24 protein-coding genes are annotated in these 26,056 nt (G+C 50.3%); 8 read left to right on the top strand and 16 right to left on the bottom strand.

Annotated elements, in window-relative coordinates:
- Nucleotides 1–17: 17 nt before the first annotated feature.
- From ACLPHM_RS04410 to ACLPHM_RS04430, 5 genes are all read left to right on the top strand, one after another.
- Nucleotides 18–1,439, top strand: a complete 1,422-nt coding sequence (locus ACLPHM_RS04410; RefSeq protein ID WP_430220051.1) for a cytochrome ubiquinol oxidase subunit I — start codon at nt 18–20, stop codon at nt 1,437–1,439.
- A 2-nt stretch (nt 1,440–1,441) separates the two neighbouring features.
- Nucleotides 1,442–2,440 (top strand): cytochrome d ubiquinol oxidase subunit II, encoded by a 999-nt coding sequence (gene cydB / locus ACLPHM_RS04415; protein ID WP_430220052.1) that lies wholly within the window; start codon nt 1,442–1,444, stop codon nt 2,438–2,440.
- Nucleotides 2,437–2,592 (top strand): DUF2474 domain-containing protein, encoded by a 156-nt coding sequence (locus ACLPHM_RS04420; RefSeq protein WP_430220053.1) that lies wholly within the window; start codon nt 2,437–2,439, stop codon nt 2,590–2,592. The genes cydB (ACLPHM_RS04415) and ACLPHM_RS04420 overlap by 4 nt, the downstream gene beginning before the upstream one ends.
- A gap of 103 nt (nt 2,593–2,695) precedes the next feature.
- Nucleotides 2,696–4,114, top strand: a complete 1,419-nt coding sequence (locus ACLPHM_RS04425; RefSeq protein WP_430220054.1) for a hypothetical protein — start codon at nt 2,696–2,698, stop codon at nt 4,112–4,114.
- A gap of 275 nt (nt 4,115–4,389) precedes the next feature.
- The gene (locus tag ACLPHM_RS04430; RefSeq protein WP_430220055.1) at nt 4,390–5,781 is read left to right on the top strand and encodes a hypothetical protein; all 1,392 of its coding nucleotides are present in this window, start codon (nt 4,390–4,392) and stop codon (nt 5,779–5,781) included.
- Nucleotides 5,782–5,892: 111 nt separating this feature from the next.
- Here ACLPHM_RS04430 and ACLPHM_RS04435 read toward each other — a convergent pair whose 3' ends face one another.
- The 4 genes from ACLPHM_RS04435 to ACLPHM_RS04450 all read right to left on the bottom strand — a co-directional run bounded on the left by ACLPHM_RS04435 (nt 5,893) and on the right by ACLPHM_RS04450 (nt 9,110).
- The gene (locus ACLPHM_RS04435) at nt 5,893–7,101 is read right to left on the bottom strand and encodes a cyanate transporter (RefSeq protein ID WP_430220056.1); all 1,209 of its coding nucleotides are present in this window, start codon (nt 7,099–7,101) and stop codon (nt 5,893–5,895) included.
- A gap of 9 nt (nt 7,102–7,110) precedes the next feature.
- Complete coding sequence (locus ACLPHM_RS04440) at nt 7,111–7,584, bottom strand: nucleoside deaminase (protein WP_430220057.1); 474 nt, start codon at nt 7,582–7,584, stop codon at nt 7,111–7,113.
- 12 nt (nt 7,585–7,596) lie between these two features.
- A complete protein-coding gene (locus tag ACLPHM_RS04445; protein ID WP_430220058.1) occupies nt 7,597–8,265 on the bottom strand; it encodes an ankyrin repeat domain-containing protein in 669 nt (222 codons plus the stop codon).
- A 143-nt stretch (nt 8,266–8,408) separates the two neighbouring features.
- Nucleotides 8,409–9,110 (bottom strand): DUF421 domain-containing protein, encoded by a 702-nt coding sequence (locus ACLPHM_RS04450; RefSeq protein ID WP_430220059.1) that lies wholly within the window; start codon nt 9,108–9,110, stop codon nt 8,409–8,411.
- A 159-nt stretch (nt 9,111–9,269) separates the two neighbouring features.
- Between ACLPHM_RS04450 and ACLPHM_RS04455 the strand changes: the two genes are divergently transcribed.
- Nucleotides 9,270–9,572 carry an antibiotic biosynthesis monooxygenase family protein gene (locus ACLPHM_RS04455; RefSeq protein ID WP_430220060.1) on the top strand — a complete coding sequence of 101 codons (303 nt, stop codon included), beginning with the start codon at nt 9,270–9,272 and terminating at the stop codon, nt 9,570–9,572.
- A gap of 5 nt (nt 9,573–9,577) precedes the next feature.
- Here the strand turns inward: ACLPHM_RS04455 and ACLPHM_RS04460 are convergent, their stop codons facing one another.
- From ACLPHM_RS04460 to ACLPHM_RS04485, 6 genes are all read right to left on the bottom strand, one after another.
- Nucleotides 9,578–9,799 (bottom strand): hypothetical protein, encoded by a 222-nt coding sequence (locus tag ACLPHM_RS04460; protein ID WP_430220061.1) that lies wholly within the window; start codon nt 9,797–9,799, stop codon nt 9,578–9,580.
- Nucleotides 9,800–9,812: 13 nt separating this feature from the next.
- Entirely contained in the window at nt 9,813–10,946 is a 1,134-nt protein-coding gene (gene cydB, locus ACLPHM_RS04465; protein WP_430220062.1) for a cytochrome d ubiquinol oxidase subunit II, read from the bottom strand.
- Between the two features lie 15 nt (nt 10,947–10,961).
- Nucleotides 10,962–12,536, bottom strand: coding sequence for a cytochrome ubiquinol oxidase subunit I (locus ACLPHM_RS04470; RefSeq protein ID WP_430220063.1), 1,575 nt, complete (start codon nt 12,534–12,536; stop codon nt 10,962–10,964).
- A 118-nt stretch (nt 12,537–12,654) separates the two neighbouring features.
- Nucleotides 12,655–14,388, bottom strand: coding sequence for a ubiquinone-dependent pyruvate dehydrogenase (gene poxB, locus ACLPHM_RS04475; protein WP_430220064.1), 1,734 nt, complete (start codon nt 14,386–14,388; stop codon nt 12,655–12,657).
- A gap of 12 nt (nt 14,389–14,400) precedes the next feature.
- Nucleotides 14,401–15,903, bottom strand: a complete 1,503-nt coding sequence (gene mqo, locus ACLPHM_RS04480) for a malate dehydrogenase (quinone) (RefSeq protein ID WP_430220065.1) — start codon at nt 15,901–15,903, stop codon at nt 14,401–14,403.
- 23 nt (nt 15,904–15,926) lie between these two features.
- Nucleotides 15,927–16,313, bottom strand: a complete 387-nt coding sequence (locus ACLPHM_RS04485) for a cupin domain-containing protein (RefSeq protein WP_135866221.1) — start codon at nt 16,311–16,313, stop codon at nt 15,927–15,929.
- Nucleotides 16,314–16,616: 303 nt separating this feature from the next.
- On the opposite strand from ACLPHM_RS04485, the gene ACLPHM_RS04490 reads away from it, so the two are divergent.
- Nucleotides 16,617–17,543, top strand: coding sequence for an AEC family transporter (locus ACLPHM_RS04490; protein ID WP_430220066.1), 927 nt, complete (start codon nt 16,617–16,619; stop codon nt 17,541–17,543).
- A gap of 88 nt (nt 17,544–17,631) precedes the next feature.
- Here the strand turns inward: ACLPHM_RS04490 and ACLPHM_RS04495 are convergent, their stop codons facing one another.
- From ACLPHM_RS04495 to ACLPHM_RS04520, 6 genes are all read right to left on the bottom strand, one after another.
- Complete coding sequence (locus tag ACLPHM_RS04495; RefSeq protein WP_430220067.1) at nt 17,632–18,837, bottom strand: benzoate/H(+) symporter BenE family transporter; 1,206 nt, start codon at nt 18,835–18,837, stop codon at nt 17,632–17,634.
- A gap of 341 nt (nt 18,838–19,178) precedes the next feature.
- Nucleotides 19,179–19,994 carry an N-formylglutamate deformylase gene (gene hutG / locus ACLPHM_RS04500; RefSeq protein ID WP_430220068.1) on the bottom strand — a complete coding sequence of 272 codons (816 nt, stop codon included), beginning with the start codon at nt 19,992–19,994 and terminating at the stop codon, nt 19,179–19,181.
- Between the two features lie 20 nt (nt 19,995–20,014).
- Nucleotides 20,015–20,839, bottom strand: coding sequence for a carbon-nitrogen hydrolase family protein (locus ACLPHM_RS04505; RefSeq protein ID WP_430220069.1), 825 nt, complete (start codon nt 20,837–20,839; stop codon nt 20,015–20,017).
- A 68-nt stretch (nt 20,840–20,907) separates the two neighbouring features.
- Nucleotides 20,908–21,753, bottom strand: coding sequence for a serine hydrolase (locus ACLPHM_RS04510; RefSeq protein WP_430220070.1), 846 nt, complete (start codon nt 21,751–21,753; stop codon nt 20,908–20,910).
- Between the two features lie 16 nt (nt 21,754–21,769).
- On the bottom strand, nt 21,770–23,176 hold the full coding sequence (locus tag ACLPHM_RS04515) for a gluconate:proton symporter (protein ID WP_430220071.1): 1,407 nt from the start codon (nt 23,174–23,176) through the stop codon (nt 21,770–21,772).
- Between the two features lie 117 nt (nt 23,177–23,293).
- Complete coding sequence (locus tag ACLPHM_RS04520; protein WP_430220072.1) at nt 23,294–24,784, bottom strand: N-acyl-D-amino-acid deacylase family protein; 1,491 nt, start codon at nt 24,782–24,784, stop codon at nt 23,294–23,296.
- A 105-nt stretch (nt 24,785–24,889) separates the two neighbouring features.
- On the opposite strand from ACLPHM_RS04520, the gene ACLPHM_RS04525 reads away from it, so the two are divergent.
- Nucleotides 24,890–25,834 carry a LysR family transcriptional regulator gene (locus tag ACLPHM_RS04525; RefSeq protein ID WP_430220073.1) on the top strand — a complete coding sequence of 315 codons (945 nt, stop codon included), beginning with the start codon at nt 24,890–24,892 and terminating at the stop codon, nt 25,832–25,834.
- Nucleotides 25,835–26,056: the final 222 nt, after the last annotated feature.

The following is a 26,056-nucleotide window of genomic DNA, read 5'->3' on the forward strand; positions in this document are numbered from 1 at the left end:
TACTCGGAGGTCTGCGCATGTTCGGCCTAGATGCACTAGAACTGGCCCGCATTCAGTTCGGCTTTACCATAAGCTTTCATATTATTTTCCCCGCGATCACCATAGGATTGGCTTCGTACCTCGCTGTACTGGAAGGCATGTGGCTATGGAAAAAAAATCCGGTTTATCAGACGCTGTATCACTTCTGGTCCAAAGTATTTGCCGTTAACTTCGGTATGGGCGTGGTGTCTGGCTTAGTCATGGCCTATCAATTTGGTACTAACTGGAGCTTTTATTCAGAATTTGCGGGTAGTGTCACCGGCCCGTTACTGACCTATGAAGTACTGACTGCCTTTTTCCTAGAGGCTGGTTTTTTAGGTGTCATGCTCTTTGGCTGGAACAAGGTAGGCCCTAGATTGCACTGGTTTGCCACCATTATGGTTGCCATAGGAACGTTGATTTCCGCCACGTGGATTCTGGCTTCTAACAGCTGGATGCAAACGCCACAAGGCTATGAGATCGTGAATAACGTGGTTATTCCTACGGATTGGATTGCGATCATTTTCAACCCTTCCTTCCCGTACCGTTTGGCCCACATGGTATTGGCCGCCTTTATCTGTACAGCCTTGTTGGTAGGGGCTTCTGCCGCGTGGCATCTGCTTAAAGGCAAACAAGAAGCTGCTATACGCACCATGTTCTCCATGGCAATGTGGATGCTATTGGCGACGATCCCACTGCAGATCTTCGTCGGTGACTTACATGGTCTCAATACGCTAAAACATCAACCCGCAAAAATCGCGGCAATTGAGGGACATTGGGAGAACAAACCTGGGGAAGGTGTGCCGCTGATCCTGTTTGGTTTACCGGATATGGAAACCGAAACCACGCGTTACGCCCTATCCATTCCTAATTTGGGCGGTTTGATCCTGACTCATGAATGGGATGGCCAATACCCTGGGCTTAAAGAATTCCCGGCCGCTGATAGGCCGCCGGCTGCCGTCGTCTTCTGGACCTTCCGCATCATGGTGGGGTTGGGCTTATTGATGCTGCTCTTGGCTCTCTGGAGCGCCACTGCATTATGGCGTCGCAAAGCCTTTCATTCAAAAGCATTACAGCGCTTTGCACTATGGATGGGGCCGTCTGGGTTAGTCGCCTTACTTGCCGGTTGGTACACCACTGAAATAGGCCGACAGCCTTGGATAGTCTATGGCCTGATGCGCACCAAAGATGCGGTGTCTACCCACTCTACTGCCACTATGTCGGCCACCTTAGTTGTCTTAGTCCTGATGTATATGGCGGTATTTGGACTAGGCATTCTCTATATGCTGCGCCTAATTGGCCGTGGCCCAGATGACCCACACACAAAAAAAGAAACACCCATAAAACCGCTGCGCGCGAGCCACCTTGCCACGACTGGCTTAACGTCCGCACACGCTTCCTCTACACATAACAAGGAGTAGTCATGGGCATAGATTTACCCTTGATCTGGTTATTGATCATTGGCTTTGGCATCATGATGTATGTGATTACCGATGGCTTTGACTTGGGCATAGGCATCTTGTTTGCCTTTATTCCCAATCGCCAACATCGCGACACCATGGTAAATAGTGTCGCCCCCGTTTGGGATGGTAATGAAACCTGGTTGGTGCTGGGTGGTGCCGGTTTAATGGCTGCCTTTCCTAAAGCATATGCCGTGGTGCTAAGCGCACTGTATATACCGCTCCTACTGATGCTGGCTGGTTTAATCTGGCGCGGTGTTTCGTTTGAGTTTAGATTCAAAGCCGATGAGGCACACAAAGCCTTTTGGGACAAAGCCTTCATGCTGGGCTCCATTGTGGCCACCTTTTTCCAAGGTGTAACGCTAGGCGCCTTTATTGATGGCATCCCTCTGGATGACAGCAGTTATGCCGTTGCGGGATGGATCACCCCCTTCTCTTTCTTTACTGGCATTGGAACGCTCATTGCCTATGCCTTGTTGGGCGTGACATGGTTGATCCTAAAAACCAGCGGCCCGCTGCAACAAAGCATGGTGCGCATCACCCGCCCTATTACGCTGGCACTACTTGCTTCTATCGCTATAGTCAGCTTCTGGACACCTTTGCGCCATCCTGACATTGCCGAACGCTGGTTTAGCTTTCCTAATCTCTGGTTTTTCTTGCCAGTACCGTTTTTAGTACTGCTAGCCTGTTTCGCTATTTTTCGCTGCCTACGTGGTGTTCCGCATGCTGGCCCATTTGTCTGGTCATTGCTACTCATATTTTTGGGTTACACCGGCTTTGTGATCAGCGTATGGCCCCATATTATTCCGCCAGATCTCACCATCTATGAAGCAGCCGCACCGGTACAAAGTTTGGGCTTTACCTTAGTAGGTGCCTTGCTGATTATCCCTATTATTTTGTGCTATTCAGCATGGTCTTACTACGTATTTCGCGGCAAAACACAAGATGGGTACCACGAATGAAAGACTCGACTATTACCAACACCTCAAGCTCATTCATGCGTCGCTTAGGCTGGCTCATCCTTATTTGGGTATGCAGCATTGCCAGCTTAGGTGCGGTTGCTGGGCTAATGCGATTACTCATGGGCTTTGCTGGGATGACACCCAGTGCCTAGGCACTTAAAAAAATTTCTATCTCTCTAACAATTCATTATATTTTTTTGCCAATGCCTGAGTACAATATGCGCACTTTCTTACTACTCAGAGAACCTTGACATAATGAAGCTCTCGACTATTTTTGCAGCCATTCTTGGCGCAGCCATCGCTGGTGGTGGTACTGCTTACTACTACCAGCAAAACCAAGGCACAACCCAGCAAGCAAGCTTTACTGCTTTGCCGTTGGATACAGCTAAAGCCGGTGAAGTCAACAGCACCAGCCTGGTCAACTTAAGCAACGGTGTACGTAGCGTACCGTTCACATTGACCGCTGAAGCCGGCCAGTTCTACAAAATTGCTGTAGCCGGTGCGTTGCGTGCCCAAATCAGCGTGCTGCAAAATGGTCTGTTGATTGCTAGCTCTGCAACAAACAGCAGTAGCTGCAATGAATGCAGCAGTAGCTCTAACGCTGCTGCCCCCGCTGTGTTGGCGTTCAAGGCCGAAACTGCTGGTAAATACGACGTCGTAGTAAGCGGCCTAGACTCTAATGCCTACGGCCCATTCAGTGTTACTGCAACACCATTGAAAAGCTATGTAGGTGGCATAGTAAAAGCCGGTATGGACATTACCGAAATTGCTATGGGCCGCCAGCAAAGTTTCACTCTGGAAGTAGAAGAAAAAGCCATTTACACCATCGACATGAAGGCCGACCAAGGTAGGTTGGATCCTTACTTGTCCGTGTTGGATCAAAACGGTCGTGAATTAGTGTCTGACGATGATGGCGGCGATAACTACGACGCCAAAATTCAAACCTACTTGGAACCCGGCACGTACACCATTCAGGCTAGCTCTGCCGTGGGCGCTGATACCTTCCAAGGTACATACCGTTTGATTATCGCTAAAGAAGCACTCACCAGCGAAATCACCTTGGAGTCCGGTGCTACATTGCATGCTGACGGCGCTAAACAAACCGGTTTGTACAACGGTCAAGCACAAGAGTTCAACTTCGAACTACCAGAAACCATGCTGGTTAATGTCGATGTGAATGCCCTAGGTTTTGATCCAGACGTTATGGTAGACGGTGCTAACATCAACTACCAACGCCGTGGTCAATACTCTCTGCGCGCTGTGCTAGAAGCTGGTACACACACCATCACTATTGATGGCTCACAAGGTGGTATCTATGACTTAACCTTGTCTGCTAGCGCTGTTCCAGCCAATGCTGGTGGTGGCGTTATTCGCGTAGGCGATACACGTCAAGCTGTAATGCTGTCTGGTGTGACCCGCATCAACTACACCTTGAACATTACTCAAGCCGGTAACTACGTCATCGATATGGGTTCTCCTGTGTTCGATACGTCATTGTCTTTGCACCAGAATGGTTACACCTTGGCTGAAAACGATGATATCGATTACAGCAATGGCAACACCGATTCTCGTATCGAGATCGCGTTGGAACCTGGTCAGTACCAAATCCAAGCCATGGCACTGAGCGAAGCTTCTCGCAACCGTGACTACAGCTTGAGCGTAAAACGTAAATAAACGTTTTATACGTCCAGATGAAAAAGCTGCTCTACGGAGCAGCTTTTTTTATGCCTGCTGAATGTACGCTCCATGTAGCCCGACACGGCTGTTCACAAACCCGTCATGTATTGACTACCCCAGCCCTTTCGCTGCAAAAAATGGCCTAAACCACCATAAATTACATTTAATTACACAGTAATGCAGTAGATTCACCCTTCTTAACAATAGACCGCCTTGTTTAGGGAATGCCCTAGTACAATGAAGCCACTTATACTACTTAGAGATCCCTATACATGAAGCTCTCGACTATCTTTGCCGCTATTATTGGGGCGGTTATCGCTGGTGGTGGTACCGCTTACTATTATCAACAAGACCAAAACCCAGCAGTCTCTCAGTCTGCTTTCCCAGTACTGGCCTTAGATAAAGCCCACCCAGGTGAAATCAACAGTTCAAGTTTAGTGAACTTGAGCAACGGCGTACGCAGCGTTCCTTACACATTGGATGCTGAAGCCGGTTTGTTCTACAAAATAGCCGTGACTGGCGCATTGCGTGCGCAAATCAGCGTACTGCAAAATGGCATGCTGGTCGCTAACTCCAATCAAAGTGACTCCAAAGCATCAGCCTCTGTATTGGCTTTCAAGGCCGAAACAGGTGGTAAGTACGACGTGATCGTCAGCGGTATAGACGCTAATGCTTATGGTCCTTTCAGCGTCACTGCTACCCCACTAAAGAGTTACGTAGGTGGCGTGGTTGAAGCTGGCATGGATATCACTGAAATTGCGATGGGTCGCAAGCAAAGCTTCACCCTAGAAGTGAAAGAGCCTGCTGTCTACACCATCGACATGAAAGCCGACCAAGGTCAGGTTGACCCTTACCTGGATCTGCTGGATCGCTCTGGTCGTGAAATCGCCTCGGATGATGATGGCGGCGACAACTATGACGCCAAAATCCAAACGTACCTAGATGCTGGTACTTACACCATCCAAACTAGCTCTGCGTTGGGCGCTGATACCTTTAACGGTACCTACCGCTTGATCATCAATAAAGCAGACATCCCTGAAGTCAGCCTGAAATCCGGTGATGTTCTGACCGTAAATGGTGAAAAACAAGCTGGCTTGTACATGGGCGATCAGCAAAACTTCAGCTTTGAACTGGCACAACCTACCTTCGTGAACCTGAAAGTAGATGCGCTAGGCTTTGATGCTGACGTAGAACTGGACGGCTTGCCTATTAGCTTCCCTCGTCGTCAAAACGATGGCAGCACACGTGCAATCCTACCTGCTGGCACACACACTGTGTCTATTGATGGCTCACAGCAAGGTGTATACGAGCTGACTTTAGGTGGCAACAACCTGCCTCCTAACGTTGATGACCCACGTATCACCCCCGGTCAATCTATACACGCCATCATGCAATCCGGCGCTGATCGTGTTACCCATACCTTGACGATTGCTCAGGCTGGTAACTACGTGATTGACCTAGGCTCCCCTTCTTTTGACACATACCTGTCACTACAAAAAGATGGTTTCGTGATTGCCGAGAATGATGACATTGACTACAACAATGACAATCTGGATTCTCGCGTAGAAGTAGCGTTGCAACCTGGTGAATACCAAATTCAAGTCACCATGTGGAACCAACCTACTCGCAGCCGTGATTACACCTTGGCTGTAGAACGCAAGTAATGCGATAGCTGTGGTACACGAAAAAGGCTGCTCTGTTGAGCAGCCTTTTTTTATGCCGTAGACATGAAACACATGTACCTACCGGCTAACCACTGCACCTGCTGTGCTCGCTTATTCTGCTGAGACCGAAACACCCATTGCCTGCGCATAACCTTTGGGCGCAAACTGCCAGACCAATACACTCACTACTGCCACACAGCCTACATGCCACACCCACCCGGCCATATAACTTTCTGTAGCGTCGTACAAGGTAGCAACAATCCAAGGGGCCATTGCCGCTAATAAGAAACCACCGCCTTGCATCAGAGCGGCCAAGGCGCCTGCTTGCGCTGGCTCTTTGAGATGCTCTAACGCCACCACCATGGTGAGTGAAAAGCAGCCACCCAAACCTGCCCCTACCACAATGGCCCATAGCAATGGCGCTGCAGCAGGCCAAAATGCTAAGCCAGCAAAACCCACTAGTTGCAAAGCTAAGGTAAACCACAACCACGGTCTGAAATCAGGTTTTCTGCAAGCAATCGCAGGTAGCACCAACGCTGCTACCGCTTGAGCAATGGCCATCACAGCCAATAAGCTACCACTGTACGCAGCGCTCCACCCCAAACTTTGATAGGCCGGCGCAAGCCATGCCACAGCAGACGAATAACCCCCATTCACCAAACCAAAGCACAACATCAACAACCACGTCCGGCGACGGCGTAGCAATGGCGTTATGGAGACTCGCTTACCTTCACTACGCGGAGGGTCCATAGGTAGCAGCTTCACGGCTAGGAACAAGGCCAGCAACGCAGGCATCACTAACCACGCTAAACCTATTTGCCAACTACCCGTGGCCTGTGCCACCCAGGGTGATAACTGCGCGCCCAGTGCTCCGCCCCCCATCATCATGGCTGAATACAAGCCCATCACAACGCTGCTGCGCTGCATGAATTGACGTTTGATAATGCCAGGAAATACGGCCTGAATAATGGCTACCCCAAAACCCATGATGGCTGCTGTCAGTAGTAGCACCCCGCCCGAGGTAGTCACCCAGCGCAGTATTGCCCCTATAGCAATCACCAACAAGGCCAGTATCACCAGTAGTCGCGCGCCCAACTTGCCTTGTAGCGCGGGCCCAGCAAAAGCAACCACACCCATTAGCGCCATAGGAATTAAGGTCAGCATGGACAACCCTTGCTGACTTAGCCCTGTAGCATCACGCAAGGATTCAGCTAATGGCCCAATCCCTGTCATAAACGGACGTAAATTCAGTCCTATGATGGCAACCACCACCAGCAACCACACGGTAGATGCGTGTTTATGCGTTACGTTTACATCCATACTGCCCTACTACTTTTGTTTTAACTTCCACTCCGTATACAAGCCTGCATAAGGCTCAGGACGCAATGGCTCATACTGTATATGCATACTTTGTTGCGAGAACGGTAAGGCTAACTCAGCATAAATGGCTGCCGTCGACAGCCCATATTGTTCCGCTTCTTCGTTTGAGTAGGCATATACCACTTCTTCCACGCCAGCCATACGCATTGCCGCCATACACATGGGGCAAGGATGCCCACTCGCAAAGACACTGCAGCCCGATAAATTAGGGGATTGCAGCACCTGACTGGCGGCTCGTAATGCTGTTAACTCAGCATGCGCCGTTGGATCGTGCGTAACGTGAATGTCATTCACACCGGTTGCCACTATACGCCCATCTTTTACAACTACCGCACCAAAAGGCCTACCACCTTGCTGTTGGTTGGCATAGGCCAACGCAATGGCTTCACGCAAAAATTCGGCTTTCTCTGTACTTATGGTCATAGTCTAGGCTCCTTATCGCGCACCCGCTGCACGCAACAATGCAGCAATTTTGTTATACCCACGCTGTTCTGCGTGCTGTAAGGGGGTCATACCCTTGTCATCAGCAAGGTTCACATCAGCACCGCCCTCAATAAGACGTTGCACGATGTCTTGATGCACAGGGCCTCCATTACTCAGCACAATCGCTTCCAATAAGGCGGTCCACCCCAAACGATTCACATGATCTACCGCCACACCCGCATCCAACAGAATACTGACTGTATCGGCATGACCTTTTTCTGCTGCGGGGATAAGTGCAGTGCCGCCATACCTATTGGTGCTTTGCAGATCGGCACCATGAGCAAGGGTTAGCAAGAGAATATCATTTAAGCCTTGGGCTCCCGCATATAAATACGGACTATCCTCTATATTATCTTTTGCATTGACATCAGCACCCGCTTCTATCAGCACAGTAGCGGCTTGCAATTGGTTAGCACGCGTTGCGCGCATTAACGCCGTCCTGCCTTGTGCGTCGCGGGCCTCTATATCTGCCCCTTCGGCTATTAACTGCCGAAGTTCAGCCATGCCACCTTGTGCTGCCGCACTTTGCAACGCTGCTGCCGATGACGCCGCTAGTGCTGGCTTTTGCATCATTACCACCGCCAACGACAACAGTACTCCTACCGTCAAAAATCTACGCATTTCTACACCTTATTCATCCGATTGGCACGTTCACTGCACAACAAGGCAGTTGCACAGGCGTATATAGGGTAGCGCGCTCAGCCCCTGATTCGCAAAGGTAAGACTGACTAGAAATTCCGTAGTTCTACGTAGTATGCCAAGCGTCAATGCGCGGCGTTAATGGTTGTGACCTCGCCATTATCACACACCACCGTCAAGGTATCTTGCCACCACTCCACCATGAAAATGGTGTGTAGATCCTCAAACCCAGCGTGATGTAATTGTGACTCTAGCCATGCGGCGTCTTTGTCTAAGCTCTCAAGCAGGCTAGCAAATACCGTGCCATTCATTAACACAATAAACGCAGGTCTAGGCCCGCCCTCTTTTTTCTCTATAACCGTTAACTGCCCGCCAGGTTCTATTTGCAAAAACTCCAACCCCGAAAACGAAAAGTGCCCCATGCTGCGCAATAGACTCGCGACGATACTGAGATCAATTTTGTTCTTTTTGTTATTAATCGCGGCCACACAAAATTTACCGTCTGCTATCAACGTAATGGGGCATCCCACCGCAAACGATCTAAAAAAGTTGGTACGGTTCACTAGGTAGTTCAGACCATCAATCACCCCTATGCCAATGACTAAGCAAATGATGTAGGTCAGAAAACTGATGTCTCGGTTATAGATAATCCCGCCCACGACACCACCCAGCACAAAGTTACCTACTAGGTCGATGGCATTCATCTGCGACAGTTTGGTTTTGCCGGTCCAATTCATGTTGGCAATAATAATGACCAACCCTACCAACAGCTTCACCGCTAGTGACAAATAAACCCATAGCGATTCAGCGTAAAAATTCCATTCCATCAACAACTCCTACTGTGGGCTGTACGGTGAGATAGCCGCAGCCGCTGCTGCTACGCTAGAATCAACAATGTTTTGAGCGCTATCCCATCTCTGCAATGGGCGTATGACTTTAGCAATTATGCCCTCTTCTATTTTCTATTATTGTTAACAAGGACTGCCATGATTCACGAACTCACCAGCATTCAGATTCAACCCGGTAAGCAAAAAGAATTTGAAGCTGCTGTAGCACAAGGCGTTGAGAGCGTTATTCGCCATTCCAAAGGCTACATTCGCTACAACCTTAACCACAGCTTGGCTAAGCCTGAACACTACCTGCTACATATAGAATGGGAGACTCTGGAAAACCACATGGTGGATTTCCGTGAGTCTCCCGCTTTTCCTAAGTGGAGAGGCTTTATCAGCGAGTTCTTCGCTGAAGCCCCCTCCACAGAGCACTTTGAGACGGTTAACACCTCAGCCTAAGCTGATTAGTAACCCGAGGACGACCTGTTTTTTACTTCAGCAGGTCTGTCCAATGCGTCTTCTTGCTCTTCATACAAGACGCCGCCCATTGCCGCTACCAGTACCATAAACCCTGTACCTAGCAACCACGACAAATACCAAGGGCCGTAATCTCCGAGGATGACCGTTAGCAGAATCGCAATAACAGCCAAAATCAGGAGCACAATAAAACGCATAAGCACCGACATAGTGTGACTCCTCTTATAAAGCGTGTTCTGAACTATCGACTTGCTCAGTCGTCACTTTGCCTCGCATCACCCAGAATGCCCAGCTTGTGTAAGCAATAATCAGCGGCATAAAGATGATGGTGAAACCAAGCATCCAGCTCATGGTCAATGAGCTAGCACCCGAGTTCCATACGGTCAGACTATGTGAGGGATGTGTGCTGGACGGCATAATGAATGGGAACATGGCAGCGCCAGCAGTACCCAATACACCAACCCAAGCCAATGCGCCCATCCACCAGCCCACTACCGAGCGGCCAGCTTTCAGCGCCAGCATACCGACGATCAAGCCTATGTAGCCCAAGGCAGGAACCAGCCACAAAATAGGATAGTTGCGGAAGTTTCTCAACAAGCCGCCCTCTACTACCTCTACCGTTTGATGCAGTGGGATCTGTGCCAAGCCTGGCTCAGGTGACGACGTAATTTGGTAGAAATCCATGTTGGCTACCCAAATACCGCACAAGGTAAACAACACAATCGCTACCGTGCCGCCAAACAAAGAGGCTTTGCGAGCACGTTTGGCGATATCGCCCACACTACCATTCATAAGAATGGCACCACCCATGTAAATGGACAGGGATACCGACACCAGACCACACAGCACAGCAAATGGATTTATCAACTCCAAGAAACTGCCGGTGTAGTAAGACGTCATGCGCCAGTCAAAGTTAAAAGGCACACCTTGTAGTACGTTACCTACTGCAGCACCGTAAATCACCATCGGCACCAAACCGGACACAAACAGGCTCCAGTCCCAGGCGTTACGCCATGCTGCATGTGGCAATTTACTGCGGTACTCAAAGCCCAGTGGGCGAATGATCATGCTCCACAACAGCACCAGCATCACAATGTAGAAGCCGGAGAAAGCCGTGGCATATACCAGTGGCCAAGCAGCGAAAATAGCACCGCCGCCCAGAATGAACCACACCTGATTACCATCCCAGTGTGGGCCAATAATGTTCAGGGCTACACGGCGCTCAGCGTCAGTACGGCCCACGTAGCGCAGTAATGTACCGACGCCCATGTCCATACCAACCATCACCCCTAGCCCCATCAGCAGCACCCCTAAGAGTAGCCACCAGACTATTTGAAGTACGTAATAAAGTTCCATGGTTGACTCCCTAGATTATGACGCTGTCGCGGCAGATGTTTGGGTAGCCGGAGCGTTGCCTGCTGGGGCATCTTCCGGTCCTTTACGAATGCTGCGGATCATCAAGTACATCTCGATCAGCGCGAAAATCGTATAGAACAACAAGAAACCTACCAACGACACAATCATGTAAGTCACGCTGTGTGTGGATGCCGACAACCACGTTGGCAACATTTCGTACACTGTCCATGGCTGTCTACCCATTTCCGCTACGATCCAACCCATTTCGCACGCGATAAACGGTATAGGAATCATCCAGATAGAACAGCGCAAGAACCAACGATTGTTTTGCACTTTGTTGGACAGCGTCAGAACCAGCGCCGCTACGAAGTATGCCAACATCAGTAGACCCAATGCCACCATGATACGGAATGACCAGAAAATCACCCATACTTCAGGAATGGTGTCATTGGCTGCTTTAGCAATATCCGCTTCGGTCAACAAAGAGAAGTCGCCATCGGGTGCGTAGCGTTGTACCAGTAAGCCATAACCCACGTCAGCTTTGTGCGCTTCAAACTTAGCAAGCGCCTCTACATCAAGCGGATTCGCACTCAAGGTTTTCATCGCCTCTACGGCAGGAATACCATTGCGAATACGTACCTTAGCCTGTTCTTCCAACTGGTCTACAGCGGGTACTGTTCCATCCAACGAATGGGTGACCAGAATAGAGAGCAACGCTGGGATTTGTATTTCGCCTAGGTTTCGCTGCTCGGATTGCGAAGGAAAAGCAATGGCGTTAAACGGCATTGGAGCTTTTTCTTCTTTCCAGAGCGCTTCCATCGCAGCCAGTTTTGTAGGCTGTGCATGACCACCGATCAAACCCAAGGCATCGCCTAAGGTCAGAACACCAGCGGTACCCAGCACACCGAACAACGCGGCAATACGGAAAGAACGACGCGCGAGATCCATATGTCGATTACGCAACATATAGAACGCGCTCACCCCACAGACGAATACCGCTGCTGTGACGTAGCCCGCTAATACGGTGTGCACGAACTTGGCTTGCGCATCGGGGTTGAAGAACATGGACGAGAAGCTGGATAACTCCATACGCATGGTAATGGGGTTAAATTCAGCACCCATTGGGCTTTGCATAAAGCTGTTAGCCACCAGAATCCACAATGCCGACAAGTTAGAACCCAGAGCAACCAAGTAGGTCACCACCAAGTGCTTACCTTTGGACATGCGATCCCAGCCCAAGACCATCAGACCGATAAAGGTAGACTCCATGAAGAAAGCCATTAAGCCTTCTACCGCCAGTAAGGTACCGAATGCATCCCCTACGAAGCTGGAGTAAAAAGACCAGTTCGTCCCAAACTGAACTTCCATGGTCAACCCTGTTGCTACACCGAGCGCAAAGTTGATCATGAAAAGCTTGGCCCAGAACTGTGTCATGCGTCTGTAAATCTCACGCCCGGTGGTGACGTATACCGTCTCCATCACAGCGATCAAAATGGACAGACCCAGAGTTAACGGGACAAATAAGAAGTGATAAAGTGCTGTAGCCGCAAACTGCAAGCGGGACAGATCAACGACGGTTTCATTTACCATAATAATTATCTAGGTGAAAACCAACTGTTTTATCCTGCACCACGCCTTTTGCTGCAACAACCAAGACGTGGCACAGAACAGAAAAACCAGCAAACTACACTAGCCTGGCACCAGATTATTAGCGGTCCAGAAGATTGGTTTTGGCCAAGTCCAGCACAGTGTGCATTTGACCATCCATCACCGCCCTTAACCCCCACAGCCCAAAACCTTTAACTTGTTCTAGACCAATGGTCGGAGGTAGCACCAACTCCTGCTTCGCCGTTACTACATCGAGCAAAGCAGGCCCCTCGTGCTGTAGAACTTCTTCTATCGCTGCAGGAAGATCATCTGGGTGCTCTACGCGCACCCCATGAATGCCTATCGCACGAGCCACAGCAGCAAAATCTGGATTATCCAGATCAACCCCTGTATTCACAAAGCCAGCCGCTTTCATTTCCAGTGCCACAAAACCCAGCACACCGTTATTGAAAACTACTACTTTCACAGGAATGTTGTGTTGTTTCAGGCTGATTAAATCCCCCATCAGCATGGACAACCCACCGTCTCCCGAAAAGGTAATTACTTGACGCTCAGGCAATGCGTGCTTGATACCCAACGCTTGGGGCATCGCATTGGCCATAGAGCCGTGTGTTAAGGAGCCCACCAAACGGCGTTTGCCATTCATTTTCAGGTAGCGAGCTGCCCACACGGTTGCCGTACCCACGTCTGCTGTGAAAATCGCATCTTCAGAGGCTTTTTCACTCAACATACGTGCCAAATACTGCGGGTGTATGACGCCATGTTTACCTGGCTGCGCTAACTCATCTAGACCTTTGCGGGCTTCTTGATAATGTTTGCGAGCGGAGTCCAGGAAACTATTGTCTGTACGTGCTTTGAGTTTTGGTAGCAGACGCTGAATCGTCAGCTTAATGTCGCCCACCACACCCAATTTCAACTTCGCGCGTCTGCCCAGGTTTTCAGGGCGTATATCGACTTGCACCACGTTAACGTGGCTGGGCAAGAATTGTTTATAGGGAAAATCGGTGCCTAGCATCAACAACGTATCGCACGCATGCATGGCTGCATAGCCAGACGAGAACCCAATGAAACCGGTCATCCCTACGTCGTAAGGGTTGTCGTATTCCACGTGCTCTTTACCACCCAAGGCATGCACCATAGGGCTTTTTAGAGCATCAGCCAGTTTGAGCAACTCATCGTGCGCACCGGCACAACCACGGCCAGTAAACAAGGCAACACGGCCAGAGTTATTCAACAGCTCAGCCAAGGCATCAATTTGGGTTGCGGCAGGCTGCACTTCTGGCTCTGGCGGGATCAAGCCCAAATGCGGCGTCACCGCGCTCACTGGCGAGTCTGCCAATGCGACGTCACCCGGCAAGACAATAACAGCGACCCCTTTTTGGCCTACAGCCGCACGAATGGCGTTATCCAATACGTAAGGTAGCTGTTTGGGATCTGACACCATTTCGCAGTAATGGCTGCATTCTTGGAACAGATTTTGCGGATGCGTTTCTTGAAAGTAGCCACTGCCAATTTCTGCAGAAGGAATGTGTGCAGCAATGGCCAATACGGGCGTACGGCTACGGTGTGCATCAAACAAACCGTTGATCAAGTGCAAGTTACCTGGCCCACACGACCCTGCACACACAGCCAACTCACCGGTAACTTGTGATTCGCCACTGGCCGCAAATGCCGCCACTTCTTCGTGGCGTACACCTACCCATTCCAGTTCAGGGCGTTGACGGATGGACTCAGTCACTCCGTTCAAGCTATCCCCCACCACGCCATAAATGCGCTTTACCCCAGCTTCAATCAGGGTTTCAGTCAACAAATCGGCAACATTCTTAATCTTCATGGAGGAACGTCCTTAAATATTTTCCAGTTTCAATACAGCAGCCGTTTCGGCACGAATGGCATTACATGCCGCAGCATCCACTTTCAGGTCTATACCGTAGGTAGGAATAATGCTCTTCAGTTTGTTCAACCAACCATCTGGCGTCAGTTTGTCGGCAAAACATTTCTGCAGAATTTCCAGCGCAATAAACGCGGCTGTAGACGCACCAGGAGACGCCCCTAACAACGCAGCGATAGAACTATCCGATGCTGTAATCAGTTCAGTACCGAACTCCAGCATACCGCCATCGTGATGGTGTGTAGGTTTAATAATCTGAACGCGCTGACCCGCTACCGCTTTAGTCCACTGATGTGGGCGTACTTCAGGGTAGAACTCACGCAGCATTTCAAACTGATGAGATTCGCTTTGCAACACTTGGGACACCAAGTATTCGCACAGTTGCCAGTTATCTTTGGCCACATCCAACATAGGCACAACGTTGCCTGGACGTACCGATTTTGCTAAATCTAGCAAGGAACCGTGCTTCAGGAAGCGTGAAGAAAAGCCAGCATAGGGCCCGAACAAAATGGATTTTTTGCCACCGATAATACGTGTATCCAAGTGCGGTACTGACATTGGTGGCGAACCGTGTGGTGCTTTACCGTAGACTTTGGCGTGATGGCGTTCGCTCACGTCATCAACATCGCAACGCAACCAAATACCGCTAACAGGGAAACCACCATAACCGTGGCCTTCAGGAATACCGGATTTTTGCAGCAGCTCTAATGCGCCACCACCTGCACCAATAAACACAAACTTGGCTGTCACCGATTGTTTTTCGCCGCTGTGCGCATTGCGTACGTCAACTTGCCATTTACCGTCAGCGGCACGTTTCAAGTCGTGCACACGGCTGAGGTAGTTCACTGACACACCCGACTCTTGGGACAGGCTTTTAAACAAGATGTGCGTCAACGCACCGTAGTCCACATCGGAACCCGTAATAATACGTGTCGCTGCAATAGGCTCGCTAGGATCACGCCCTTCCATCACTAGCGGCACCCATTCAGCAATCTGTTTAGGGTCTTCGCTGTACTCCATACCGTGATAGCAATGGTGCGCCGACATTTGTTTAAAACGTTCGCGCAAGTACTTCACGTTATCGTCGCCCCAGACAAAGCTCATGTGTGGGCAAGGGTGAATAAAGGCGCGTGGGTCAGGGATAGATCCTTTGCGGATCAGGTATGTCCACAACTGGCGGGACAAATCGAATTCTGTGTTGACTTCCAAGGCTTTGGAAATATCCACGCTGCCGTCAGGGCGCTGTGGGGTGTAATTCATTTCGCAGTTGGCCGCATGACCCGTACCTGCGTTATTCCAACCGTCTGAACTTTCTTGTGCACAGTCTTCTAAGGCTTCCAGCACAACAATATTCAGTGAGGGCTCCAGCTCTTTTAACAAGGTTCCCAGCGTGGCACTCATGATACCCGCGCCAATCATCACTATGTCGGCATTAGCGGGCAGGCTTTGATTCGTCATAACTACTCCTATTCAGCAACTTCTTATTTCGCAGGTACAAACGGTACGGTCTCACCCAAGGGAAGAATCACGTACGCACGACGCCATGGGTCGTTATTGAGTAAGCGCCACTTATGACCACCACCAACGGTGTCTTCGGCCAACAGTACGTCACCGGGGCTTAATTGAAAGCACTCACCTGTGCGCGTTTCAAACTCTAATACGCCGCTAAGGGTCAGCACATATTGGCGTGCTGGTGCGGTGTGCCAATCAAAGCTGCCACCTTCACTGGTTTCCCTGAACGAAATGCTGACCGCATTCGTTGGTACACCCACCAAATCCCCGCGTTCGCCGCCGGGTAAATCTATGAAGCCTTCTTCGATTTTTGATTGACCATGCTCATCTGTTGAGAGCCTTACACAACGAATCATCTTTTCCCCTTGAGCTTAAATTTCCCATCAGACTTTGGTGCAATTTAAATCATAATCCACTTATGAAAAATAAAACCAAAACTATTGAAATGGGATCCAGAAAAACCACTACTTAACCCTGTATTAAATACTTCTTTACAATTGTTTTACCCAGTAACAGAGGAATATGATCAAGTATTTATTTTTACCTAAATCATAAAGTTATAATTAATCTTTACCCGCCAAAAAGAAACCCAACTTTTTATTGCATAAATATTTCTTTTCTTTATTTAACAAACTCGTTTGGAATAGGATCATAAAAATATGTTAGTGCACACCATTCTGGAAGCGTTAGGCCCAATCACGCTGGGCATAGCGGTAGGTTGGGGATGCGGAAAAACAGGTTTTGTAAAACAGGACTACTCGCAGGCTTTTGCAGACTACGTAGTAAAAATCGCCCTGCCCTTGGCTTTATTTTTGGCCGCACTAAGCTCATCACCCAAAAACATTCTGAATATTGATTACGCCTTAGCGTTAGCTGTGGGGTTAATTGTTACCTACGTATTAGGCTATATCGCTGGTAGGGTGATGTTCAAACACAACAAGGCTGACGCCACCATGCAGGCACTGGCCGTGTCCTTCCCTGATATGGCGTACTGCGGGCCACCAGTATTGATTGCCGCAGTAGGTTCTGCTGGGTTAATCGCCATGGTGATTGGTAACTTGATCTACACCGTTTTGATTCTGCCGCTGGCTTTGGCACTCTTAGGCGGTGGTGCGGGTTCTAGCCCACTCAAAGCATTAGGGAAAGCGGTATCCCAGCCCTTGGTGATCTTGCCCATCCTAGGTGCTGTGTTGGCCGTATGTGGCGTGCGCTTACCTGAAATCCTCAGTGCTTCTATTAATGAACTGGGCAAAACGGCAGGCGGTGTAGCGCTGTTCTTTCTGGGTTTGTTTATTTCCAAATCCAAATTCTCTCTGAACAAAGAAATTATCTTTAACGTCTTTGTAAAGAACATCGTTCAAGCGCTTTTAATTCTAGGCGTAGGGATTGCCCTAGGTTTACGTGGTGAACTATTAGCTTCAGCGTTTTTGATTGGGGTTATTCCTACCGCAACCGCTGTTCCTGCTTTAGCGGTTGGCAATAAAGCCTATATGGACCAATCAGCCTCTACCGTCGTAATTAGTACTCTTTGTGCCCTAATTTCTATTCCAGCCGGTTTAGCCGTAGTTTCTACTTTCTACCCGTAATTTCTATTTAATCTCTTTTATCATCTCCCATCATGCAAACACGGCATGATGGGATTTTTTATGCGCGATTAGCAACTACACCCTAGCACTAGGAAGATGCACGGGTAGACGTAAACGACACATGCAGCGCCACATGTGCGCAAAGTCCTATGACCAGCCCCCAAAAAGCACCTCCAATACCCAAGAACTGAATGTTCGCGGCGGCGGCCAAAAAGGTAATTAACGATGCCTCACGGGTTTTAGCTTCCGCTAAGGCACTCGCCAAACTTCCGCCTATAGTGCCCAACAATGCCAACCCTGCCAGCGTTGTAATGAACGTAGCGGGCAAGGCCATAAACACGGCCGCGAGCGTCACCCCAAACACCCCCACCAGAATATAAAAAATACCGGCAGCAACCCCAGCCACCCAACGCTTAGCAGGATTCTCGTGTGCTTCTGGCCCCGTACAGATTGCCGCCGTAATAGCAGCCAGATTAAACGCATGCGACCCAAAAGGAGCCATCAACAACGACCCCAAGCCCGTCATGCTGACTATGGGGCTAGCCTTGGTGTGATAACCATCATTACGCAGTACCAACATACCCGGCATGTATTGCCCTGTGAGTGTGATCAAAAACAGCGGCAAGGCCACACTGAGCAATGCATTAACCGAGAAAGCAGGCATCGTAAATACGGGTGTCGCAAACTGCAGGCTTACCCCTTGTAGCTCTACCCTATCCAGCACAAACAACAGCGCCAACCCTAACACCAGTAAACCCACTACTGCATACCGTGCTGTAAACCGCTTTAGAAGCACGTAGGCGGCGATTAGCGTCCCTACCAACCATGGGTCTACACTCATGCCTCCAAAAGCTTGTATGCCGAACTGCAGCAAGATACCAGCCAACAAACCAGCAGCGATACCAGGCGGAATCCAGCGTATCAATCGCTCGAACCAACCCGACAACCCCAACAGTACAAATAAAGCGGCAGAGATCACATACGCCCCTACGGCTTGCTCATAGGGCGTAGTGGCGAGAGCCGTCACTAAGAACGCCGCAGCGGGCGTAGACCAGGCGGTGATGACAGGGACTTTGGTGCGCCAACTCAATACCAAGCCAGTCACCCCCACCCCTATAGACACCGACCATACCCACGACGCTGTGAGCTCAGGGCTTAAACCGGCCACCTTGGCGGCCTGAAACACCAAAATAAAGGTGCCTCCATAGTTCACCAGCACAGAAATCAAACCAGCTACAACGGGATGCACCCAGTCGCGCCAAGAAAAAGAAGAAGAATATGTCGCGGTAGACATGGGTAGCTCCAACAGCTAAAAAAATAAAACAGCAGAGCTTCTTTTATAGCGACAAAATGGTCTAGCTTGATCTACCACTTTTTGCTGTATATCTAGACCATTTATCCGTTAGACAAAGCAGGTTTGGTCATTCCCACACGCCAAAGCGAACGACTACACGCATACCTGCTCCTCAACACGGCCTCACAAGGTGTCAAACCACGTCAGTAACCGCTATTGCCGCATCGTCACTTACTCAACCACTTCCTTGGCAGCCTTCTTAGCGCACCCTTCTCTGTATGTTGAACGAGCAAAAAAAAGCACCCCATCAGGGGTGCAAACTTGTTGTGGCAAGGGATTGCTTAATCGCGCTTGTCCTGAGCAAAGGCTAGTGCTTCGTTTAACAGTGACTTGATTAAGGGTTGCACATTTTTGGCAACTTCTTCTTGATACTCAAATGGCCACTTTTCTTCCATATAGCAACACTGCGCCATTTCCAGCTGTACCGCGTGGATATTGTTGGCGGGGTTGCCATAGTTTCTAGTGATATAACCACCTTTAAAGCGGCCATTCAGAACACTGCTATAGCGTTCATCTTGCTGCGCTACGCTCAGCAAGCGTTGTGCTAATTCTGGATCACAACTAGCACCGTCAGCCGTACCAAAGTTCAGGTCAGGCAATTTGCCATCAAAGAACCTAGGCACAATAGAGCGTATAGAATGCGCATCCCACAGCACTACACGACCAAACTGGGTATGCAAACGCTCAAGCTCTTGCTGCAATTGCTGGTGATAAGGACGCCAGATTGCTTCGCGTCGTGCAGCAACTTCTGCATCGTTTGGCTCGGCACCTGGCTGATACAACGGCTCATCACCAAAGGTATCCAACGGGCATAGGCTCGTAACGCTTTGTCCGGGATACAAACTGGCGTTATCGGGTGGACGGTTCTGGTCCACCACATAACGTGAGTACTTAGCAATTAGGATGGAAGCGCCTAGTTCACGGGCACATGCGTACAAGCGTGGCAAATGCCAGTCGGTGTCTTGCAACTGACGGGCCTCCGGACTCATGCGCGCCAACACATCATCGGGCACATACGTACCCACGTGTGGCATGGAAATCAGCAAAGGGCTAGTCCCTGCATGAAACTCAAAAACGGCATTGGTTGCTTCAGTCATCCTTTACTCCACTCTTCTGTTTACTGCTGAATTGGGTACAAATCACCACGGCGATGATCCCAAGCAGGCAACGATTCACGCATCCGAGCCACACGTGCAGGATCAATGTCTGCACAGATATAACCGGACTGATCTGGCATACATGCGAGAACGGTGCCCCAAGGATCAATAATCATGCTGCGGCCTAAACACGGCATGGCTGGGCCGGGCCCACCTATTTGCGCTGCTGCCAATACGTAACACTGATTCTCGATCGCTCGGGCACGCAACAACACTTCCCAATGATCTCTACCAGTATGTACATTGAAGGCAGCAGGAACCACCAACACGTTTGCACCGCGCGCACGAAGCGTACGGAAAAGCTCTGCAAAACGCATGTCGTAGCAAATACTCAACCCTAAATTCAGATCCCCGATTTGTACGTTTTGCAGATGCTCACCGTGACAGAACTCGTCCGACTCGCGATACGTCACGCCATTCACCACAGCGTCATACAAGTGCATTTTTCGGTAGGTAGCAGCAATGCTGCCATCTGGCGAAAACACCACACTGGTGTTGCCTAGACGTTGGCCATCTGCACCTTTTTCGTGCATAGAACCCAACTGTATCCACGCACCCGTTTGGCGTGCCAATGCGGCGAAACGTTCTGTGACCATGCCAGGAATAGGTGTTGCCTGTGCACTCACCCACTCTTTGTCACCGCGCACATCGCTGTACTCCGGTGTAATGATCAACTTGGCACCATCGTTGGCTGCCGCTAGCACCCAACGCTCTAGCTCAACCAGATTGGCCTCACGATCTCGTCCACTATCGACCTGAACCAGTGCGACGCGTGTTGTTGTCATGGCTATTCCTTATCTGTAGACCCGGCTCAACCCACAAGCCGGGTAATTCATCATTACTACTTATCTGCTCAGGCTCTGAGCACGTCAGCCACGGTTGCGGCTAATGTAGACAGCACTGCTGCGCCTTCACCACCATACAAAGTGGAGCTAGTGCGCGCATCCGTAAAACCATCAGCCAACACAGCCAATACCACGCTACGTTTGCCTACGGTCATGATGCCAGCGTCGTGACGCAAGCCAGGCAAAGAGCCTGTTTTATGGGCCAGCTCTACGTCGGCAGGCAATATAGCCGCAAAGTGACCGCGCTCGCGCTGATCGGCCAACATTTGCAACCCTTCCTGACGCAGGGCCTCTGGCAACACAGGCGACTGCAGCAAGTACAACAAGGTCGTACATGCATCTGCCGCACTGGTCCAGTTGTCTTTGCCTTGCGCACGAGCTTGCGCATCCATCATGTGACGTTGCAGCTCGGTGTACGCCAAGCCAGCTTGTCGGCACCATTGATTAATGCGATCCATACCCAAAACATCGATCAGGGCGTTGGTAGCGACGTTATCGCTCAGCACAATCATCAAGTGCGCCAGTTCGCGCAGGCTTAACGCCTGCACGCCAGGCAATTGGCTCAAAATGCCTGTACCACCTGCACGATTGCTGTCAGGCAATGCCCGTACATCGTCCAAGCTCACACGCCCTTTGGCCACTTCTTCCAGCAAACAAAGCAACATGGGTACCTTGATTAAGCTGGCAGACGGCATCGCGCGCTGTACATGCCAATCAAACAGGCTAACGCCATCCAGAGTCCGCACCGCCATAGAAATGCGTGCAGGCTCTTTTTCCAACAATGGTGTCAGGCTACTCTCTAGTTGCAGACGTACTTCCTGCACATCCAGTGTTTCGCTACCCAAAGTAAACATCGTTACGCCTCGCTTCTTACTCTAGAATCATGAACAAGCCAGCGAACATCAACAAGTTGATCGCCATGACTGCCCAACCGTTATAGAGCATGTATTTAAGTTGTGTGGATCGTGCCAAGCCCATCTGACCAAACATGTCAGACGATGGGAAAGGACCAAACCAGTCAATCTGAGAACTACCCAAAATCACCGCAGTAGTAGCTGCTGGGCCTACGCCGGCTGCTGCCAACACTGGGCCAAAGATTTTGGCAGTGAATGTCATCTGGGCTACTGCAGCACCAGGAATGTGACCAATCACGTTAAAGCCCACAATAATCATACATAGTGCAGCACCACTCACACCGATCAGGTACGGTTGCACCGCATCCAACAACGCGTGGTACGCATTCAACTGATCTACCAGCACCAACACAGGGTTGAACAGCCAGAATAGGAAGAAAATCCAGATCAGCTTGCCTGCACCTTTGTACATGGCTTCCAAAATTTCACGTGGGTTCAAGCCGCCGGCCAAACCGGTTACTGCCCCCAACGACACCATCACGATAATCGCAAACGCAAAACCTGCTTTAGCCAACACACCCACTACAGCCAATGTGATGATGGTCAAGCAGAAACCCCATGCTGCGCGAACCGCTTTAGGAGAGGCTTTTGCATTGATATCAAAAGCGGCTGCACCTTGTGCTGCTTCTTCGTATTGGAAGTCGTCTGCTGTCATTTTCTGGATACGACCAGACATGAACCAACCGGTCAGCAAGGTAGCCGCTGCCATAGGCAAACCAGCAACCATTAGGTAGTCACCGTAGCTCAAGCCTGTCAAACCCGTTACGGTCACAACGTTAGGCGTAAATGGTCCCAACACCAGACCAGCAGAACCTGCGCTCTGGAACAATGCGGCTACAGCAGGTGGGGACAAACGCACCGCCGCAGCGATAGGGATCACCACCGCAGCAATAATCGCGTTACCACCCGCCAACGTACCCAAGGCACCACAGATCAGCGTAGACGCGACCATGATCCCCAAACGTACACGTACAGGGTTAGACAAACCGATGCGCTTCACAATAGCGCGCACCAACTGTTCTGCTGCACCTGTTCTGGCTGCCACTTCACCTACACCGGCACCCAAAACAATGATCAAACCCACTACGGCAATAAAAGAGCCCAGTGAGTCAGCCAGCAATTTACCCATCGCGATAGGCGTGGTACTGGTCATGATAGCGCCCAGCACAATCGCACCGATGGTCGCCAATACGATATCAACGCCCAGCAAAGCGATGACAGCAAACACGACTACTGGTGTCAAACCCCACAAGGAAGTCTCACCAGGCATGTAGAAGTGTGTGTACAGAGCTATTGCTAGCCCCAGTATGTACACCAGCATCGCGGCATTGCGCTTGCCAGTGGGTTGTTGCGTGAAGGTCATGGGGTCTCCTTAACTGTCCTTCGGGAGCGGCTTGTTAATCTGTACCGTTCCTATTGTGATGCTGACAGTCATGATCACGCGTGTAAAAACATCACAGATCATGACTAGATAATGAAATTAGAACGATGGCGATGAACTGCCTTGTTCCACACTTTTTGCTTTGGCGGCAAAGGCCCGGTTCAACACCTGACCAGGTCGCTGTGCTGGCGCCTGAGGAAATACCTGTACGCCATTCACAAATACAGCTTCCACACCCTCTGAAGGCAGTGTTGGCTGCTCCCAGGTTGCGCAGTCTGTGACGGTTTCCGGATCGAAAATCACCACATCGGCCCACGCACCCTTTTGAAGTACGCCACGGTCTTTCAGGCCAAATACCGATGCGGGTAAGGCTGTCATTTTGGCGACAGCTTGCTCCAACGGCATCAATCCAGCTTCACGCACATACGGTCCTAAAATGCGTGTAAAGCTCCCCCACAATCGTGGGTGCGGCTGCGCATCTGCTGGTAAACCGTCAGAACCCACCATGCAGCATGGGTGACTGAAAATGCGGTGTACTTCGGCCTCATCCATTGCAAAATAGATGGCACCGGCGGGCAGCAATTTACGGGCAGCCGTTTCGCGGTCACATCCCCACTGTTCTGCAACGTCGGACAAGTCCATGCCATTGCATTCAGGGTGAGGTTCAGACCAGGTGATACGAATACGATCAATAGTGTGGGCGCGCTCAGGAATCAAAATGGTGGAACTGCCCGAGTACGGGTAGATATCCAACGTGGCTTCCATGCCTTCGGCACGTGCGCGGTCAATGTTCGCCAGCGTGTGGCGACTACGCCCCCAGTTAGCAGGCAACATGCATTTATGGTGGGACACCAGCGTGGCACACTGGCTGTCTCGGCCTACCGACAATACCTCTTCAACCGACTCTTCTACGGTATCGCCTTCATTACGAATATGGCTGGTATGCAACGAACCATGTTTAGCCGCCACTGCCGCCAAGCCTTCCAACTCACTAGGCTGAGCCATACAACCAGGCTCATACGCCAAACCGGTACTGAAACCTACTGCACCATTGCTCAAGGCGTTATCCAGCAAACGCTCCATGGCTTGTTGTTCTTCTTCTGTGGGCGTAGCCATAGGATCAGCCATCACCGCCATACGCAAATTGGCATGACCTACCAATGCGGCTACGTTGATCATAGGGCTGAGTTTTTGTACGGCTTGTGTGTAGTCCGTCATGCTGTCAAACAGCGGGGAATCCCCCAACAGGGCCAACGCCGCAGCATGGTTACCTGGCAGCGGCGCAGGAAACGCACTCACGCCGCAATTACCTACCACTACCGAGGTAATACCTTGGCTGGTTTTCCAATCTAGCGCGGGCTTCTCGATAAACATCAAATCATCGTGGCCATGTGTATCAATAAACCCAGGTGCTACGACTTTTGCAGTAGCATCAATTGTGGTGTCAGCTGTCCAGTCACTCAAATCACCTAGAGCCACTACACGCCCGGCACGAATACCTACATCGCCTTGTTGGCGTGGGGTAGCGGTTCCATCAATAATCCAGCCATTTGCGATTTTGACGTCTAACCGGCGGTCGTCCTGTTGCATTCTTTACTCCTGAGACCTCCCCAAATAACGGGAGTTTGGCGTATTATCCAAAAGGATTATTGATATGAAAAATTGTTTAAGTTAATCGATCAATCACAAATTGAGATGAATAGACTTCCTAAACACATCACGCTAAAGCACTTGAATGCCTTTGTGGCCGTTGCCCAAGAGGCGAGTTTCACACGGGCGGCGCGCCGTTTATACCAGACTCAGTCGTCGGTTACGGGGCTGATTCAACAGCTAGAAGCCGCCCTAGAAACCCCCCTTTTTATACGCACAAGCCGCAGGGTAGTACTTTCCCCTATTGGCAAAGAATTTTTACCTAGAATTACACGTCTTTTGGCGGATTTCGATGGTGCTATCGATGACGTGATGCGCTACGGAGCCTTGAAAAGCGGGCGTGTCAGCGTATCGGCTGCTCCTTCTGCCATCACCGATTTGATTGCACCAGCTGCTGCTGTGTTTTCAGAACACTACCCTGGCGTGCGTTTGTACTTACGCGATGCCAACTCGGGGCCTATCCAGCGTCAAGTTGTAGCAGGTGAAGTCGATTTTGGCTTAACCAGTCGATGGGCGGATATGCATGGTTTAGAAAGCGAGCCTCTATTGGAAGATCAATTCGGCGTGCTCTACCGTACCGATGACAGCCATATACACCCCGATGCACGTAACAGCGTCAGTTGGAAAACGCTGCAAAATCGTAAACTCGTGGGCGTGATTGATGAAACCGGTATTATGGCCGTGCTGCAATCGAGACCCGACCTACCTATAGAGGTCTCGGCTCCTTTCTACGAGGCCTCTAGTACTACCTCGCAGGCGGCCATCGTACAAAGCGGTTTAGCCATTGCCCTGATGCCCTCGCTAGCGGCACAACGCGTGCTGGTTCCCGGCCTGTCATTTTCATTATTGCGATCGCCCAAGCTGGTGCGTACCTTGTGTTTGATGTTCCCCCAAGATCATGCCCCGACTCCAGCCGCTACGGCATTGGCGGACGAGATACGGCGCTATGTGAAACATGCAGAACTGCCTGCTGGCTGCAAAGTGCTCTAAATACCGTGCATCACCGTCTGCCTAAGGCCTAGGCCAAAAAACAAAGGGGAGCGATTTTTACGCTCCCCTCTATATAGAGTAGCCATATTGTTTTCACTTCTCTGCTTTCTATCACCACTAGCAGAGCCAATCTCTCTAGTTGGTAATGTAAGAGATCGTTAAGCAAACTTGCCATCAGCGGCCTATGGACTGACAATGCAAGTCTACGTTTCGCGAAAATCT

Source organism: Paenalcaligenes sp. Me131 (assembly GCF_050487225.1).
Classification (GTDB): domain Bacteria; phylum Pseudomonadota; class Gammaproteobacteria; order Burkholderiales; family Burkholderiaceae_B; genus Paenalcaligenes.